This window comes from Aeromicrobium sp. 9AM (genome assembly GCF_902506105.1).
Lineage (GTDB): Bacteria > Actinomycetota > Actinomycetes > Propionibacteriales > Nocardioidaceae > Aeromicrobium.
On the sequence record NZ_LR733304.1, the window covers coordinates 1,827,056 to 1,842,039 of the forward strand.

At 69.7% G+C, this 14,984-nt stretch carries 15 protein-coding genes and 1 tRNA gene; 1 reads left to right on the top strand and 15 read right to left on the bottom strand.

The annotated features are described in order from the left end of the window. Nucleotides 1–15 precede the first annotated feature (15 nt). The 12 genes from BOSE46_RS15345 to BOSE46_RS15400 all read right to left on the bottom strand — a co-directional run bounded on the left by BOSE46_RS15345 (nt 16) and on the right by BOSE46_RS15400 (nt 10,207). Nucleotides 16–88: transfer RNA gene (locus BOSE46_RS15345), tRNA-Ala, on the bottom strand. A 64-nt stretch (nt 89–152) separates the two neighbouring features. Further along, nucleotides 153–800 carry a histidine phosphatase family protein gene (locus BOSE46_RS15350; RefSeq protein WP_159541064.1) on the bottom strand — a complete coding sequence of 216 codons (648 nt, stop codon included), beginning with the start codon at nt 798–800 and terminating at the stop codon, nt 153–155. After that, nucleotides 797–1,150, bottom strand: coding sequence for a ribosome silencing factor (gene rsfS, locus BOSE46_RS15355; RefSeq protein WP_159541065.1), 354 nt, complete (start codon nt 1,148–1,150; stop codon nt 797–799). Before rsfS ends, BOSE46_RS15350 begins: the two co-directional genes overlap by 4 nt. Nucleotides 1,151–1,226: 76 nt before the next feature. Beyond that, the gene (nadD, locus tag BOSE46_RS15360) at nt 1,227–1,808 is read right to left on the bottom strand and encodes a nicotinate-nucleotide adenylyltransferase (protein WP_236551852.1); all 582 of its coding nucleotides are present in this window, start codon (nt 1,806–1,808) and stop codon (nt 1,227–1,229) included. A 47-nt stretch (nt 1,809–1,855) separates the two neighbouring features. Beyond that, nucleotides 1,856–1,999 carry a hypothetical protein gene (locus BOSE46_RS15365; protein WP_201299647.1) on the bottom strand — a complete coding sequence of 48 codons (144 nt, stop codon included), beginning with the start codon at nt 1,997–1,999 and terminating at the stop codon, nt 1,856–1,858. A 9-nt stretch (nt 2,000–2,008) separates the two neighbouring features. Next, entirely contained in the window at nt 2,009–3,256 is a 1,248-nt protein-coding gene (locus tag BOSE46_RS15370; protein ID WP_236551768.1) for a glutamate-5-semialdehyde dehydrogenase, read from the bottom strand. A 23-nt stretch (nt 3,257–3,279) separates the two neighbouring features. After that, a complete protein-coding gene (gene proB / locus BOSE46_RS15375) occupies nt 3,280–4,368 on the bottom strand; it encodes a glutamate 5-kinase (protein WP_159541068.1) in 1,089 nt (362 codons plus the stop codon). Further along, nucleotides 4,368–5,918 (bottom strand): GTPase ObgE, encoded by a 1,551-nt coding sequence (gene obgE / locus BOSE46_RS15380; RefSeq protein WP_159541069.1) that lies wholly within the window; start codon nt 5,916–5,918, stop codon nt 4,368–4,370. Before obgE ends, proB begins: the two co-directional genes overlap by 1 nt. A gap of 97 nt (nt 5,919–6,015) precedes the next feature. After that, nucleotides 6,016–6,279 (bottom strand): 50S ribosomal protein L27, encoded by a 264-nt coding sequence (gene rpmA / locus BOSE46_RS15385; RefSeq protein WP_159541070.1) that lies wholly within the window; start codon nt 6,277–6,279, stop codon nt 6,016–6,018. Nucleotides 6,280–6,291: 12 nt separating this feature from the next. Continuing rightward, the gene (gene rplU / locus BOSE46_RS15390) at nt 6,292–6,600 is read right to left on the bottom strand and encodes a 50S ribosomal protein L21 (RefSeq protein WP_056215701.1); all 309 of its coding nucleotides are present in this window, start codon (nt 6,598–6,600) and stop codon (nt 6,292–6,294) included. 93 nt (nt 6,601–6,693) lie between these two features. Next, nucleotides 6,694–9,276: an Rne/Rng family ribonuclease gene (locus BOSE46_RS15395; RefSeq protein ID WP_159541071.1), complete on the bottom strand. Its 2,583-nt coding sequence runs from the start codon at nt 9,274–9,276 to the stop codon at nt 6,694–6,696. Between the two features lie 166 nt (nt 9,277–9,442). After that, entirely contained in the window at nt 9,443–10,207 is a 765-nt protein-coding gene (locus tag BOSE46_RS15400) for a TIGR03936 family radical SAM-associated protein (RefSeq protein WP_159541072.1), read from the bottom strand. Nucleotides 10,208–10,264: 57 nt separating this feature from the next. Between BOSE46_RS15400 and BOSE46_RS15405 the strand changes: the two genes are divergently transcribed. Next, a complete protein-coding gene (locus BOSE46_RS15405) occupies nt 10,265–11,488 on the top strand; it encodes an MFS transporter (RefSeq protein ID WP_159541073.1) in 1,224 nt (407 codons plus the stop codon). Here the strand turns inward: BOSE46_RS15405 and BOSE46_RS15410 are convergent. The 3 genes from BOSE46_RS15410 to BOSE46_RS15420 all read right to left on the bottom strand — a co-directional run bounded on the left by BOSE46_RS15410 (nt 11,478) and on the right by BOSE46_RS15420 (nt 14,955). Continuing rightward, nucleotides 11,478–11,675, bottom strand: coding sequence for a hypothetical protein (locus tag BOSE46_RS15410; RefSeq protein WP_159541074.1), 198 nt, complete (start codon nt 11,673–11,675; stop codon nt 11,478–11,480). The genes BOSE46_RS15405 and BOSE46_RS15410 overlap by 11 nt on opposite strands. 144 nt (nt 11,676–11,819) lie before the next feature. Further along, nucleotides 11,820–14,687, bottom strand: a complete 2,868-nt coding sequence (locus tag BOSE46_RS15415; RefSeq protein WP_159541075.1) for a helix-turn-helix transcriptional regulator — start codon at nt 14,685–14,687, stop codon at nt 11,820–11,822. A gap of 64 nt (nt 14,688–14,751) precedes the next feature. Continuing rightward, on the bottom strand, nt 14,752–14,955 hold the full coding sequence (locus tag BOSE46_RS15420; RefSeq protein ID WP_159541076.1) for a hypothetical protein: 204 nt from the start codon (nt 14,953–14,955) through the stop codon (nt 14,752–14,754). Between the last annotated feature and the right edge of the window lie 29 nt (nt 14,956–14,984).

The following is a 14,984-nucleotide window of genomic DNA, read 5'->3' on the forward strand; positions in this document are numbered from 1 at the left end:
TCCTACGTCGTTTTGTGGAGCATAGGAGATTCGAACTCCTGACCTCTTCCATGCCATGGAAGCGCGCTACCAACTGCGCCAATGCCCCGCTGCAGCCCGTGTGTTGGGCCTCGCCAATGTTAGCCGCTGACCCCACGCATGCCCAAACCGGGTCACTCGTCGTCCGAGAGCACCGGCTCCGGCAGCGTCCCGGCGTTCCACTCCGTGAGGCGCCACTGGGACCAGTCCTTGTGGCTCGACTCCTCGAGCACCGACCACGCACAGTTGCCGAGGCCGCCGAACGTGCCCCAGTGCGCCTCGGGGATGTCGAGGAACGCGCATGCGCCCGTGCGCAGGACGGCTCCGTGCGCGACGACGACCATGACGCCTTCGGGCGGCACGTCGTCGAGCAGGTCGTGCAGGGCAGCGGCGAACCTGTCCCCCGCCTGCCGGTGCGTCTCGCTGCCGGGGATCTGGGTCTCGTCACCCTCGACCCACGCCTGCATGCCGTCGGGAAACTTCTTCCACGCCTCCCGCCACGTGAGCCCTTCGCGCTCGCCGAAGTTGAGCTCCCGCAGGCGTGGATCGAGCTCGACCTCGGTGCCGGTCAGGTCACCCAGCATCCGTGCCGTGTCGGCGGCGCGTACGAGATCCGAGCTGACGATGCGGTCCGGCCTGAGGGCGGCAAGCCGCGCTGCCGCAGCCCTGGCCTGCTCCTTGCCCACCTCGTCGAGCGGGATGTCGCTCTGGCCCTGGACGCGTCCCTCGACGTTCCACTGCGTGCGACCGTGGCGCCAGAGGATCACCTGGCGAGTCGTCATGACAGCGGAACCACCGGGCAGTCGCTCCACAGTCGCTCCAGCGCGTAGAACACCCGCTCGTCCTGGTGCTGGATGTGCACCACGATGTCGGCGAAGTCGAGCAGGACCCAGCGGCCCTCACGCTCGCCCTCACGGCGTACGGCCTTGGCGCCCAGCTCGATCATGCGCTCCTCGATGGCGTCCTGCACGGCCCTGACCTGGCGAGGGCTCGACGCGGAGCACAGCAGGAAGACGTCGGTGATGGCCAGGAGCTCGGACACGTCGAACGCGATGATGTCCTGGGCGAGCTTGTCCTCGGCAGCGGCAGCCGCTGCCTTCGTGAGCTCAACGGCACGTTCGGTCGCAGTCATGCCGAAGCCTTCCTGAAGAGCCAACGATACGACGGCGTCGGCATGACATTCTGATGGTTCCCTCGCTGGCGCTCGGTCATGCAGAGTCTTTCCGGTAGAGCTCGTGCTTGCCGATGTACTGCACGACGCCGTCGGGCACGAGGTACCACACCGGCTCACCGCGCTCGACGCGCTGACGGCAGTCCGTCGACGAGATGGTCAGGGCGGGGATCTCCACCAGGGTGATGCGGTCCTTCGGCAGGCCCTCGAGCGATGAATCGGTGAGCTCGTGGCCCGGCCGAGTACAGCCGACGAAGTGCGCCAGCTTGAACAGCTCCTCGTGGTCCTGCCACGTGAGGAGCGCCGCCATGGCGTCGGCGCCGGTGATGAAGTAGAGGTCGGCGTCAGGGTGCAACGCCGTGAGCTCACGCAGCGTGTCGATCGTGTAGGTCAGGCCGACGCGGTCGATGTCGACGCGGCTGACCTCGAAGCGCGGATTGGCGGCCGTCGCGATGACCGTCATGAGGTAGCGGTGCTCGGCCGGCGACACCTCGCGGTCGGCCTTCTGCCAAGGCTCGCCCGTCGGCACGAAGATGACCTCGTCGAGGTCGAACCACGACTGCACCTCACTCGCAGCGACGAGGTGGCCGTGGTGGATCGGGTCGAACGTGCCACCCATGATGCCGACGCGGCGGCGCTCCGTGCCCTCGCTGCGGGTCATGCCTTTCAGGAGTGCTCGCGACCCTTGCCGAACGACAGCAGACCCAGCACCAGGACGATCAGGATCGCGAGAGCGATGCCACCAACTGCCCAGGGGTCGATGCCGATGTCGCGAAGGGGCTCTTCGGCCGCCACGAGGTTCGAGAACATGCCGCCAATCTATCGCACGTGCCCGGAGCCGGTGACGACGTAGGTCGTCGTCGTCATCTCGGCCAGACCCATCGGACCCCGGGCGTGCAGCTTCTGGGTCGAGATGCCGATCTCGGCGCCGAAGCCGAACTCGCCGCCGTCGGTGAAGCGGGTCGACGCGTTGACCATCACGGCGGCGGAGTCGACACCGGTCGTGAACCGTGACGAGGCGGCCAGGGACGAGGTGACGATCGCCTCGGTGTGCCCCGAGGAGAACGTACGGATGTGCTCGATCGCGTCGTCGATCGAGTCGACGACCCGGGCCGAGATGTCGAGCGAGAGGTACTCGGCGGCGTAGTCGTCGTCGGTCGCCGGCACGATGTCGGCCTGGACGGCGCAGAACGACTCGTCGCCGTGGATCGTCACGCCCTCGGACTGCAATGCAGCGACGACTCGCGGCAGGAACGCATCGGCGACGGCCTTGTGCACCAGCAGCGACTCGGCCGCGTTGCAGACGCTCGTGCGATGGGTCTTGGAGTTGAGGACGATGTCCAGAGCCATGTCGAGGTCGGCGTCTGCATCGACGTACACGTGGCAGTTGCCCACGCCGGTCTCGATGACCGGGACGGTCGAGTCCTCCACGACAGCGCGGATCAGGCCGGCGCCACCGCGCGGGATGACGAGGTCGACGAGGCCGCGAGCCTGCATCAGGTACGTGGCCGAGGAGCGGTCGTCGGCGGGGATCATCTGGATCGCGTCCGCCGGCAGTCCCGCCTCGGCGAGAGCGCCTCGCATGATCTCGATGATCGCGGCGTTGGAGCGAGCCGCTGACGCCGAGCCGCGCAGCAGCACGGCGCTGCCGGCCTTGAGGCAGATCCCTGCGGCATCGGCAGTGACGTTGGGCCGGCCCTCGTAGATCATGCCGATGACACCCATCGGGACACGGATCTGCTGCATGCGCAGACCGTTGGGGAGGGTGGAGCCGCGTACGACCTCGCCGACCGGGTCCGGCAGCGCGGCGATGTCCCGGAGCCCGTCGGCGAACGCGGCGACGCGCGCCGGGTCGAGGCGCAGCCGGTCGATCACGTTCTCCTCCGTGCCGCCTGCACGAGCGGTCTCGACGTCGAGCTCGTTGGCCGCGACGATCGTGTCGGTGCCGGCGACGAGTGCCTCCGCCATCGCGCTGAGCGCGGAGTCCTTGCCCGATCTCGGCGTGAGTGCCAGCGTTGCGGCGGCGACACGGGCGCGGCGCGCTGCGGCGTGGACCTGCTCCTTCATGCGGCTCTCCTGCGGATTCATCGTCAGATCACCATCATGTCGTCCCGGTGGACGACCTCACGCTCGTACTCGGCCCCGAGCTCGGCGGCCAGTTCGTGCGTCGACCGCCCGAGCAGGCTGGGCAGCTCGGCGCTGTCGTAGTTGACGATGCCGCGTGCGATCACGACGTCGTCCGGTCCGATGAGGTCGACGGGGTCGCCGGCCACGAACGTGCCACTGACGCCCGTGATGCCGGCGGGCAGCAGCGAGGCCTTGCGGACCACCAGGGCCCGCACCGCTCCGGCGTCGAGGTGCACGCCGCCCTTGGTGTTGCTGGCGTGGGCGAGCCACAGGAGCCGGGTCGGCCGACGGCGTCCGGTGGGATGGAATGTCGTGCCGACCGACTGCCCCTCGAGTGCCGCGGCGGCTTGCGGCGCGGACGTCAGCACGACCGGTATGCCTGCCCCGGTCGCGATGCGGGCGGCCTCGATCTTGGTGACCATGCCACCGGTGCCGATCGCCGACGCGCTCGGACGGACGATGTCGAGCTCGGCGATGTCGGCCTCACCACGGACGTCCGTGACGATGCTGGCGCCGTCGCGCCGCGGATCACCGTCGTAGAGACCGTCGACGTCCGACAGCAGCACCAGCCGGTCGGCGTGGACGAGATGCGACACGAGCGCCGCGAGCCGGTCGTTGTCGCCGAACCGGATCTCGCTCGTCGCCACGGTGTCGTTCTCGTTGACGATCGGGACGACGCCGAGCTCCAGCAGCCGCGCGAACGTCTGGTAGGCGTTGCGGTAGTGGCTGCGGCGGGTGACGTCATCGGCCGTCAGCAGCACCTGGCCGACGACGAGCTCGTGCAGGGCGAACCGCTGGGCGTACCGGGCGATGAGAGCGCCCTGGCCGACGCTCGCCGCAGCCTGCTGGGTCGCCAGGTCGCGAGGGCGGCGCGGCAGCGACAGCGGCGCGAGACCCGCCGCGATCGCGCCCGAGCTGACCAGGACGATCTCGTCACCACGGGCCCGACCTGCTGCGAGCGCGTCGACCAACGCGTCGACGCGTTCCCCGTCGAGGCCGCCCTCAGCAGAGCTGAGCGAGGACGAGCCGACCTTGACGACGATCCGGCTCATCAGCGCGGATCCTCGTCGGCGAGCTCACCGTCCGGACCGTCTGCCAGGTCAGGATCGTCCTCGGGGAAGCTCCAGTCGGCGCCGCGACCCTCTTCACGCGCCTCACGCTTCTCCGCCTCGTACGCCCGACGGGCAGCGAGCTCCTCGCGCCTCTGCACGTTGGTGCGGCGATCGGACTGGTCGATGCGCAGGTCCTCGCCGCGGCGGCCGAGCACCTCGGCGCCAGCAGGAATCTGGGGATCGAAGTCGAACATGACGGCGTCGTTCTCGTCACCGATGATGACGTCGTCGCCGGCCTTGGCGCCGAGCTTGAGCAGCTCGTCCTCGACGCCCAGACGGTTGAGCCGGTCGGCGAGGAAGCCGACTGCCTCGTCGTTGCTGAAGTCGGTCTGGCGAACCCACCGCTTGGGCTTGTCGCCGCGGACGACCCACTGGCCGTCGCGCTGGGTGATCGTGAACTCGCGCCCGACGCCCGCCTCGGCCTTGGGCCGCAGCACGATCCGGGTGACCTCGGCGACCGGCGTCGCGGCGCGGCGGGACGCCACGATTTCGGCCATCGCAAAGGAGAGCTCGCGGAGCCCCGCGTGGCTTGCTGCCGACACGTCGAAGACGTCGAGCCCGCGTGCCTCGAGATCGGCGCGTACGAACTCGGCGATCTCCAGTGCGTCCGGGACGTCGGTCTTGTTGAGCGCGACGAGCCGGGGCCGGTCACTCAGGTCGCTGCCGGTCGTCTCGGCGTACTTGGTCAGCTCGGCCTCGATGACGTCGAGGTCGGTCAGCGGGTCGCGACCGGGGTCGACCGTCGCGCAGTCGATGACGTGCACAAGGGCCGCGCACCGCTCGACGTGGCGCAGGAAGTCGTGGCCTAGCCCCCGGCCCTCGCTGGCGCCTTCGATGAGGCCGGGCACGTCCGCGACGGTGAAGGTCGTGGAACCTGCCGTGACGACGCCGAGGTTGGGCACGAGCGTCGTGAACGGGTAGTCGGCGATCTTGGGCCGTGCGCGCGACAGGGCGGCGATGAGGCTGGACTTGCCGGCGCTCGGGAAGCCGACCAGGCCGATGTCGGCCACGACCTTGAGCTCGAGGGTGAACACGAGCTCGTCGCCGGGCTCGCCCTTGAGCGCGAAGCCGGGGGCCTTGCGCTTGGACGATGCCAGCGCGGCGTTGCCGAGCCCGCCGCGACCGCCGGCGGCGATGACGAGCTCCGTGCCGGGACCGACGAGGTCCGAGAGCACCTCGCCCTGCTCGTTGCGGACGACGGTGCCGTCGGGCACGCGGAGCACGAGGTCCTCGCCGTTGCTGCCGCTGCGGTTGCTGCCGGCCCCGGGTGCGCCGTTGGTCGCCTTGCGGTGGGGCTCGTGGTGATAGTCGACGAGGGTCGTCACATCGGCCGCGACGCGCAGGATGACGTCGCCGCCGTGCCCGCCGTTGCCGCCGTCGGGACCACCGAGCGGCTTGAACTTCTCGCGGTGGACCGAGGCCACACCGTCACCGCCGGACCCGGCCGTGACATGGAGCGTGACCTTGTCGACGAAGCTGGGGACAGCCACCGGCCGCTCCTTTCGTGTGGGCCCTGGGGGCCTGAAATGGGACGAAGGGGCAGCCCGCAGCTGCGGACTGCCCCTTCAAAGAGAGTGTTCGCTCGTGTTACTCCGCCGGGACGCCGGGGACGATGTTGACGACCTTGCGTCCACGACGACGGCCGAACTCGACCGAGCCTGCGGACAGCGCGAAGAGCGTGTCGTCGCCGCCACGGCCGACGTTGGTGCCGGGGTGGAAGTGCGTGCCACGCTGACGGACGATGATCTCGCCGGCGTTGACGAGCTGACCGCCGAAGCGCTTTACGCCGAGGCGCTGTGAGTTGGAATCGCGGCCGTTCTTGGTGGAGGCTGCGCCCTTTTTGTGTGCCATGTGCTCAGTCCCCTACTTCTTGATCCCGGTGATCTTCACCTGGGTGTACTTCTGACGGTGACCCTGACGCTTCTTGTAGCCGGTCTTGTTCTTGTACTTCTGGATCACGATCTTGGGACCCTTGGAAAGGCCCAGGACCTCGGCGGTCACCGTGATCTTGGCGAGCGAGTCCGCGTCGGCGGTGACGGTGTCGCCGTCGACGAACAGCACCGCGGGAAGGGACAGCGTCTCGCCCTCGGCCTGTGCGACCTTGTCGATCTGGATGACGTCGCCGACGGCTACCTTCTGCTGGTTGCCGCCACTGCGGACGATTGCGTACACCACGGGATTCCTCACTCGTTTCAACTCTGGGGGCACGACCGCTGGTGAGCGGGACGCGCGAGAACGGCACGCAGAGCGCACCGAAGGACTAGTTTACGGAGCCTGACCCTCGCTGGTCAAAACGGGGTCGTCCCCGCCCTGGCCAGAAGGCTCAGAAGTCGTGCTTTTGCCGGGCGCGGCAGCGTTCTCGACGGGCGGCGGAGGGCCGGCCGGCTTGGACGCGGAACCGCGCTTGCGCGGGGTCTTCTTGGCCGGGGCCTTGGCCTCGACGTCGGGCGTACGTTCGACCGTCGACGAGTCACCCGACGGGCTGGGGCTGTCGGCCGGCTTGTTGTCAGCCGGCTTGTCCTCGGACTTGACGTCGACTGGCTTGTCCTCGGACTTGCGGTCTGCCGGCTTGTTGTCGTCCGACTTGTCGGCCCGCTTGGGGTCGTGCGCGTGGTCGCCGCCGGACTCGTTGCGGCCCGAGTCGTTGCCGCCACGGCCCTGGTTGCCATTGCGGCCACCGCCGTTGCCGCCACCGCCGTTGCCGCCACCGCCGCCGTTTCCACCGCCGCGGCTGCCACGTCCGCCACGGCGCTGCTCGTCCTTCTTGGGCTCGACGGGCGCGTCCTGGATCATGACGCCACGACCGTTGCAGTGCTCGCACTCGTGGCTGAACGACTCGAGCAGGCCCGTGCCGATGCGCTTGCGAGTCATCTGCACGAGACCGAGCGACGTGACCTCGGCGACCTGGTGACGCGTACGGTCGCGGCCCAGGCACTCGACGAGCCGGCGGAGCACGAGGTCGCGGTTGCTCTCGAGGACCATGTCGATGAAGTCGACGACGATGATGCCGCCGATGTCGCGCAGCCGGAGCTGACGCACGACCTCTTCGGCCGCCTCGAGGTTGTTCTTGGTGACGGTCTCCTCGAGGTTGCCCCCGGAGCCGGTGTACTTGCCGGTGTTGACGTCAACGACCGTCATCGCCTCGGTGCGGTCGATCACGAGCGAGCCGCCCGACGGCAGGAAGACCTTGCGGTCGAGCGCCTTGTGGATCTGCTCGTCCAGCCGGTACGCCGTGAAGGCGTCCTTGCCGTCGGCGTTCTCCCAGCGCTTGACCCGCTCGGCGAGGTCGGGCGCCACGTGGTCGATGTAGCCCTTGATCATGTCCCAGGCGTCGTCACCCTCGACGACGAGACCGTGGAAGTCCTCGTTGAACAGGTCGCGGACGACCTTGATCATGAGGTCGGGCTCGGAGTAGAGCAGCTCGGGCGCCTTGCCGGCCGCCACCTTGCCCTCGATGACCTCCCACCGGGCCGACAGCGCGGTGACGTCGCGGGTCAGCTGCTCCTCGGTGGCACCTTCGGCGGCGGTGCGCACGATGACGCCGGTGTTGTCCGGGAGGACCTCCTTGAGGAGGGTCTTGAGCCGGGCCCGCTCGTTCTCGGGCAGCTTGCGGGAGATGCCGCTGGTCTGGCCGCCGGGGACCAGGACCAGGAAGCGGCCGGGCAGGCTGATCTGGCTCGTGAGCCGGGCGCCCTTCTGGCCGATCGGGTCCTTCGACACCTGCACGAGGATCGTCTGGCCGGGCTTGAGCGCATCCTCGATCTTGCGCTGCTTGCCGTTGCCGAGGGCGGTCCAGTCGACCTCACCGGCGTAGAGCACGGCGTTGCGGCCGGCGCCGATGTCGACGAAGGCGGCCTCCATGCTCGGCAGGACGTTCTGCACCTTGCCGAGGTAGACGTTGCCGATGATCGAGATCTGCGACTCGCGAGCGACGTAGTGCTCGACGAGGACGTTGTCCTCGATCACCGCGATCTGCGTGTAGTCATCGCGCTGGCGCACGACCATCTCGCGCTTGACCGACTCGCGGCGGGCCAGGAACTCGGCCTCGGAGACGATCGGGGCGCGGCGACGGCCCGCCTCGCGGCCCTCGCGACGGCGCTGCTTCTTGGCCTCCAGTCGCGTCGAGCCGGCAACACCCGTGATCTCGTCCTCGGCGGTCCGACCGTTGCGGACCCGCACGACGGTGTTCTCCGGATCGTCGGGCGAGGCGTCTGCACCTTCGCCCGCGCGAGCGCGGCGGCGACGACGGCGGGTGCCGCCGTTGCCGTCGTCCTCGGACTCGTCGTCCTCGGGGTTGTCGTTGTCGGTGGAGGCCTCGTCGCCCTCGTTGTCGCCCTTGCGGCGACGGCGGCCTCCACGACTCCGGCGGCGACGCTTGGGCGCATCGGGATCGTCGTCGTCCTCGTCGTCCGAGTCGTTGTCGGAGTCGGCCTGGACCGGCTTGGGGCGAGCGGGCGCAAGGCCGGGCTCGGGCGCCTTGAACATGGCTGCCGTGGCGGAGACCGGTGCGGACTCCTCGGCAGCCTCGCCGTCATCCTTTGCGGCCGCGGTCTTCTTGGCGGTGGACTTCTTGGCAGCCTTGGCGGGAGCCTTGTCCTCGTCGACCGACTCGTCCTTGGCTGTCGACTGATCCTTGACGGCCGCGCGCTTGGCGGGCGCCTTCTTGGCGGGCGCCTCGGCCGGAGCGTCGTTCTCAGGAGTCTCGACCTTGGCCTTGGCCTTGGGCGGCGCAACGGGAGCGGCGAAGCTGACTGCAGCGGGCGGCCCGGCTGGGCGGCCGGCGGCCCGGCGTCGTACAGGCTGGGAATCTGTGGTGGTTTCAGCGGGTGTTTCGTTGTCGTCGAGCATGTGCTCTCCTTCGCCCGAGGCCGATCGAGATCGGTCTGGGCACGTCTGCGGCCCGGCAAGCGGGCCTTAAGCCTTCGGTCAACCCCTGCGCCACGCGCCGGGGTGTTGACGGGTTCCGCGGCCTGTCACATCAGCTCCCACATTCACCGCCGCGGTCGGCACCCGTTCAGGATGCGTCGCGGTCGAAGGCAAATGGATCGCCCACCGTGCCGGTCTCTGTGTCCAGAGGGCCCTGGGCCAAGCGAGTCGCGATGGGCGTCTGCTCGACCGTGAGGCCGCCGCTGGATCGGAGTCCGGCGAGAACGTCGTCTGGTCGTATCGACGGTGTGTCGTGTCGTACAACCACAGCCAGTATCGCACATGGGCCGTCGCGGGTCTCGTCGGAACGCGCCGACAGAGCCAGCACCGCGTCGCGGCAGTCGAGCGTACGGAGGCCGCGCTTCATCATGCGTTCGATCAGAACCTCGTCGGTGGCGAGGAACGCGGCGACCGCTGACTGCGCGTGCTCGGGGCTGACGCCGGGCAGTGTGATCTCCCAGGAGCTGGCCTGCAGACGGTCGGCCAGCGCGCCCGGCTTCGCCTCGATGACGTCGACGATGTCGAGCCCGTCCGGCAGCGCCGAGTCGAGCGCGGCCCGCACCTCGGCGGGGTCACACGGTCTCGTCATGCCGATCTCGAGGTACTCCGCCTCGCTCGCGGCCCCGGTCGGCGACGCGTTGGCGTACGAGATCTTGGGATGCGGCGTGAACCCGGACGAGAAGCCGATCGGTATGCCCGCGCGGCGCACCGCTCGCTCGAACGCTCGCGCGAAGTCGCGGTGGCTCGTGAACCTCAGACGACCCCGCTTGGCGTAACGGATGCGCAGCTTCTGGACGATCGGCAGCTGCGGGTTGGGCGCTTCGGGGTTGGGCGTCCCCTCCAGGGTGGTCACCCGACGAGGCTACCCGCGCGACATCCGGCCGGAGACCCTCAGGGCAGGATGGGCAGAGTGACTCCTCTTGCGTCCCAGCCGACCACACGCGGGCGCCTGCTGGTCGGCGCGGCCATCGTGCTGCTGGCGCTCAACCTGCGAGTGGCGGTCGGCAGCCTCGGCGTCGTGCTGGGTCCGGTGCGCGACGACCTGGGCATCTCGACGGCCGTCGGCGGCATCCTCACGACGGTGCCGGTGATCTGCTTCGCGGTGTTCGGCGTCGGCGCCCACGGCGTGGTGACGCGCCTCGGCCTGCACCGTACGGCCGCTCTGGTGCTCGCGATGATCACGGTCGGCCTCGTTGCGCGGGCCGTCGTGGACACCACGGCGCTGTTCCTGGTGTGCACCGTCATCGCGCTGGCCGGCGCGGCGATGGGCAACATCATCCTGCCGCCGCTGGTCAAGGTGCACTTCCCGGACCGGCTCGCGCTGGTGAGCGCGCTCTACGGCGCCGCCCTGATGACCGGGGCGACACTCGGCTCGATCTCGACCGTGCCGCTGTCCGATGCGCTCGGGGGCTGGCGCGGAGGCCTGGGCATCTGGGCGGCTCTCTCGTTCATCGCCTTGATCCCGTGGCTCGCGTTCGTGCGCCACGACACACGTACCGACCCGACTGCGGCGGACCGGATGGCCATCCGGGACGTCGTACGTTCGCCGCTGGCCTGGGCCATGGTGCTGCTGTTCGGCTTCCAGTCGGCCGGCGCCTACGCCCAGTTCGGCTGGTTCCCCGAGATGTTGACCGACGCGGGCCTGAGTGACGCGAAGGCCGGGACGATGCTCGGCCTGCTGAGCGCGGTGGGCATCCCGCTGACGCTGGGACTGCCGTGGATCATGCGGTTGGTCGGCGACCGACCGGTCCTGCCGGTGGCGTTCGCCGCGTTGACGGCCGGCGGATGGCTCGGAGTCCTGCTGGCTCCGACAACCGTGACGTGGCTGTGGGCGATCATGATGGGCATCGGCGGCGGCGCCTTCACGTGGACGCTGACCATGATCGGCAAGCGAACCCGGACCGCGGCCGGAACGGCGACCCTGTCCGCGTTCACGCAGGGCACCGGATATCTCATCGCCGGCATCGGGCCGTTCGGGGCGGGGGTCCTGCACGATGCCACGGGCTCGTGGACCGCTCCGCTCATCGCCCTGATGGGACTGGCCGCCGTGATCGCGGTCGCCGGCTGGTTCGTGGCGCGACCCGTGACACTCGAGGACACCCTCGGTCACGGGTCGCGCGAGATCAGCAGCTGACGGGGCGAGCGGCGACGGCGCGAGTGGCGCGTGCCTGGCGAGCCAGGTGGGCGATCATGGCCAGACGATCGCCGTTGAAGCGCCGTGCGGCGACGCGCTCCGCGACGGCCCGGCGACGCTCGAGCTTCTCGACGAGCTCGGCCTCGTGCTGCTGGATGTCAACCTGTGCGACGAATTCGGTGATCATGATGGGCTCCCTTTCTGGAGTGCCTTTCGACATCACCTACATTCGTCGCTGAGGTGCCCCTCCCACATCGGACGGATGCCCTAACTTCCAGGGCCGTTCTGGCCCTAGGTATGTCTGAGGTACCTCAGACATACCTAGACCCGCCTAGACCGGGACGTTCGACCGCTCGGCGATCATGGCGGCCTCGGTGCGGCTCGAGGCGCCGAGCTTGCGCAGGATCGCCGAGACGTGCACGCTCGCGGTCTTGACGCTGATGAACAGGCGCTCGCCGATCTGCCGGTTGGTGAGCCCCTCGGCGATCAGTGCCAGCACCTGCTGCTCACGAGCGGTCAGCTCGACCGATCCGGCCTCGTGCCGGCTGGCAGCGCCGCCGAGCGGCAGTCCTGCGCGCTGGGCGAACGTGCGCGCCTCCGCCACCAGCAGCCCGGCACCCAGCGTGGTGGCGGCCTCGATGGCCTGCAGCAACGTGGTCGCCGACTCCGTGCGCTGGCCCGCCGCATGCTGAGCCATCGCGAGCCTGAGCACCAGATAGGGGCCGACCTGCGCCGGGAGCGAGTCCGCGCGCTCCAGCGCGCGCTGCCACTCCTCTGCCCCGTCGCCGGTGCGGGACGGCCCACCCAGCTCGGCGTCGACGACCGCTGTCCACTGACCGGCCGTCGGCCAGAACGAGTCGGCCTCGATCCTCTTGCGCAGGCGCTGCTCGGCGTCGTCCACGTCGACCTTGGTGTCACCTCCGGCGCGCATGAGCGCCAGTGCTCGGGCGGTCTGGGCGTAGATCGAGAGGACGTGGCCCGGCTGCGAGTGGAAGTCGTCCGCGATCACCTGGGCGAGATGGACCCAGGCCGTGGCGGCGTCGCCCTGTGCGAGTGCCAGCTCGCCGGCCAGGCGTACGTATTGCATGCGGGTCTGGATCTCCACCTCGGACAGCGCGATCATGTGCGGGCTCCAGTGCTTGAACATCCGCTCGGCTGCCTCGATCTCACCTCGCCAGAGCGTCGACCAGACCTTGGACTGCAGCAGGTAGACCCGGAACGTCAGTGGCGGGGACAACGCGATGACCCGGTCCAGCAAGCGCGTCGCGCGCTCCCACTCGCCCCGGGCGAACAGCGGGTCGATCATGTTGGATGCCAAGATGGCGCCCGACGTACGCTCGACGCCGAGCTCGCGCGAGCGGTCGAGACCCTCGTCGGCAACGGCCACCGACTCGTCGTAGCGGCCCAACAGGTTGAGCATGTCGGAGTAGTTGACCCGGAACCGCAGCAGCGCGTCGGCGTTGCCCTCAGCGAGGTCCTTGGCCCGCTCGAGGTCGGCGACACCTCCCTCGACGTCGCCGCCGTGGGCCCTGGCCACGCCGCGGATGTTGGACGCCATCGACGCGGCTTCGGGATCACCCAGCTCGAGCGCGAGGTCCAAGGCCTGCGTGGCGACCTCGACCGCGTCACGCTTGCCCACCTCGATCATGTAGCGGGCCGCGAGCCGGTAGAGGATCGTCGCCCTCAGGGTCTCGTCGGTGCCCGGCGGGACCAGCTCGAGGGCCTCCTTGAGCAGCGGGACCGCGCCGAGCTTGGCGATGTTGTGCAGGCACTGCGCCTTGAGCATCAGGTGCCGAGCGAGGTCGGGGCCCTGGGCCTCGCCGAGCGAGATGGCGAGGGTGATCGTGGCCAGGGCGCGTTCGGGCTCGCCCGCGGCATGGAGGTAGGCGGCGACCTTGCCCATGAGCACCGAGCGCGGCATGCCGGCGACGGTCTCGGCATCGTCGATCGCGTCCCAGATCTCGAGGGCGCTCTCCCCCATCTGGGCGGCGGTGGCGTAGGCGTAGGCCTGCGACGCACTGCGCATCGCCGCCATCTTGGCCGGGAACGCCTTGGCGTGGTTGTTGGCGGCGTGCCAGTGATAGGCGATCTCGGTGATGTCGCCGGGCTTCTCGCGGCCGGCCAGCGCCTGGGCGTAGCGCGCGTGGAAGCGGGTGCGCTCCCCCGGCAGCAGGTCGCTGTGCACGGCTTCGCGCACCAGCGCGTGCCGGAAGGTGTAGGCGCTGTCGTCGACGACCAGGACATTGGCGACGACCGCGGCACGTGCCGCGGCGTCGAGGTGGTCGGCGCCCTGGTCGAAGACCTCCTCGACCAAGGTGTGCTCGACCCGCTGGCCACCTGCGGAGACGACCCGGAGGAAGTACTGGGTCGCGTCGTCGAGCCGCTCGTAGCGGGCGAGCAGGACATCGCGCAGGGTCTCGGGCAGGACGGAGTCCTCGCTGGCGAGGAGCTCCTCGACGAAGAACGGCACGCCCTCGCTGCGCTCGAAGACGCTCTCGACCAGGTCGAAGTCGGGCGTACGGCCGAGGATCGAGTGGGCCTGCTTGCGCACCTGGGCGCGGGTCAGCCGGCGCAGCTCGAGCCGCTTGGCCCGGCGGCCGCGCTCGATCTCGGTCAGGAACACCCGCAGCGGGTGGCCGCGGTGCACGTCGTCGCTGCGGTAGGTCAGGACGATCATGATCGGTCCTGACGCCACGGCGCGCAGCAGGAACCGCAGCACCGTCAGGGTCGCGTCATCGGCCCAGTGCAGGTCCTCGATGACGAGGACGACGGGGCGCTCGCGGGCGAACTGCTCGAGGAGGATCGCCACTCCCTCGTGCAGCCGGTTCTCGCTGGCCCGGCCGGACGCCTGGTCGCCCAGCTCGGGCAGCAGGACGCCGATCGTGTCCCAGCCGGGACCGGCGGCCTCGAGCACCCGGTCGGTGCCGACCTGGGCGACGAGCTCGCGGAGGACATCGGTGATGGGCGCGTAGGGCGGCGCGACATCGCCGAGGTCGACGCACTGGCCGCGCAGGACCCGGGCCGAGGCGGCCGACCGATCGAGGAACTCCGCGAGCAGCCGGCTCTTGCCGATGCCCGCCTCGCCCGCGACCACCACGGCTCGGGGCTCACCCGCGACCACCTGGTCGTAGAGCGCATCGAGCTCACGAAGGTCGGCGGCGCGGCCGATCAGGGTCGCACTGGAGGGCGGGAGGTGCACGACCTCATCGTGCCACCTCCCGCCGACGAATCCAGCGCCTTCAGCGCTCCCCAACCCTTGGCTTTCAGCCACGTGCGGGTGCGTCGGAGAAGAGCTCCGTCAGCCGATGCCGCACGACGTACGGCAGGCCGCCCCGGGTCCGCGTCCTGCGGGCCTTGGCACGTACGCCCTGACGCTCCAGGACGACGCGGCGACGCTCGTTGCGCAGGGTCATCTCCTGCTCACGCTGGCTGTAGAGCGCGTACTCGACGTAGTCCGATGCAGTCATGGTGACCACTCCTTTGAATCTCGATGACT